This window comes from Photorhabdus antumapuensis (genome assembly GCF_020387775.1).
GTDB classification, from domain to species: domain Bacteria; phylum Pseudomonadota; class Gammaproteobacteria; order Enterobacterales; family Enterobacteriaceae; genus Photorhabdus; species Photorhabdus antumapuensis.
The window spans coordinates 1-1394 of record NZ_JAHZMK010000093.1; the positions used below are offsets into that span (position 1 = coordinate 1).

General features: G+C 37.3%; 2 protein-coding genes. Both read left to right on the forward strand.

The features are described 5' to 3' along the window. The coding region (locus KZ793_RS22340) for a CdiA family toxin C-terminal domain-containing protein (RefSeq protein WP_225817269.1) at positions 1–671 on the forward strand (671 nt) is incomplete at its 5' end. Positions 672–681: 10 nt separating this feature from the next. Further along, on the forward strand, positions 682–1038 hold the full coding sequence (gene cdiI / locus KZ793_RS22345) for a ribonuclease toxin immunity protein CdiI (protein ID WP_225817270.1): 357 nt from the start codon (positions 682–684) through the stop codon (positions 1036–1038). Positions 1039–1394: the final 356 nt, after the last annotated feature.

The following is a 1394-nucleotide window of genomic DNA, read 5'->3' on the forward strand; positions in this document are numbered from 1 at the left end:
ATGCGGTTGCGCCGGAAGCGGCGGTTGGGACTGGTGTTTTGGCGGCGGGAGCCGTAAAAGTATTAGGTAACAGCAAAGAAGGTGCGAAAAATCTGGCAGAAGAGTTGAACCATGCCTCAAAACCGCTGTTAAGTAATGCTAAACCTGATACCCATGTCGTAGCTAGTTTGATTGAAAATGAGAAGTTGTATGTTGGAAAGGGGGCGACAACTGTTACATACCCTGATGGCATGAGTTTTCAGATCAATCAGCCGAAGCATTTAGCAACTGTAGATGGATTTACCCAAAAATCAGGAATTGCGGGCGGGCACAATGCAGATGCTTTTTATAGTGTTGTAAAAGACAAAGGAATACAAATCGTCAGTGAAATGCCTACTGGTGTTAATGGAATAACTCATATCGAATATAGAGTACCTGCTAAAGATGCTGCTGGGAATTTTACAGGAACTTACAAAGGTAATGGTTCAAAACCATTTGAAAAGACTATCTATGATCCCAAAATTTTTACTGATCAGAAAATGTTAGAGTTAGGTCAACAAGCTGCTGTCAGTGGTTACAAACAAGCTATAGCTAGAGGTCAACAAGCATATGATGCTACAGCAGATGGTGTTACATTTAGGGTATATATTGATAAGAAAACAGGTGGGATAAGTAACTTCCATCCAAAATAGGACATAATAAATGAAATTTTTATTTGAGCTACCTTATGATCATTCTAATTCTGACTGGATCATAAAAAGCTATTTTGACCTTATGTATAATGAAGATCGTTTTTTAGATGTCGTAGAAAATATTGTTCAAAAAGAATCTTTTATGTTAGATGGTGTATATTGTTTTTTCCCTGACATGAATAGTGAAGATGAATATTTTGAAGGTGTTCAGTTTGTTGTTGGTTATCCGCCAACTGATGAAGATACGATAACAGTTAGTGAAGAAATTTGTTATCACTATGTCAGATTGGCCTGTGAAAAGTATCTTGAGTTTCATCCAGAAGATACAACTAAAGTTAATGAGCTACTGGCAAAAATGCCAATATAAAATCAATATTCCCCGATCATGTGAACTGTCCCCCAAAAGTTAGACATTAACTGATTAAGGCACAGTTTATCCAATCGGGGTTATATTCTTTTATTTTTATGACAACTGGTTTGCTAATATAGGAACTGAGTTGTTCCAGTCAGAACCCTTTACAACAAACCAACCATAATTAGAAATCGTGACTATTTCAGCCATTCACTTGATCGTATGCAAAGGCAAGGAATTACTCCCACCGTAGTAGAAAATACGATCAAATCAGAAAATGCAGTGAAAGGAAAAATTCCAGGAACAATGGCTTACCACGATAAAACGAATAACCTTACAGTAATGGCCAGATGAAAAATCTGGCCGTGTAG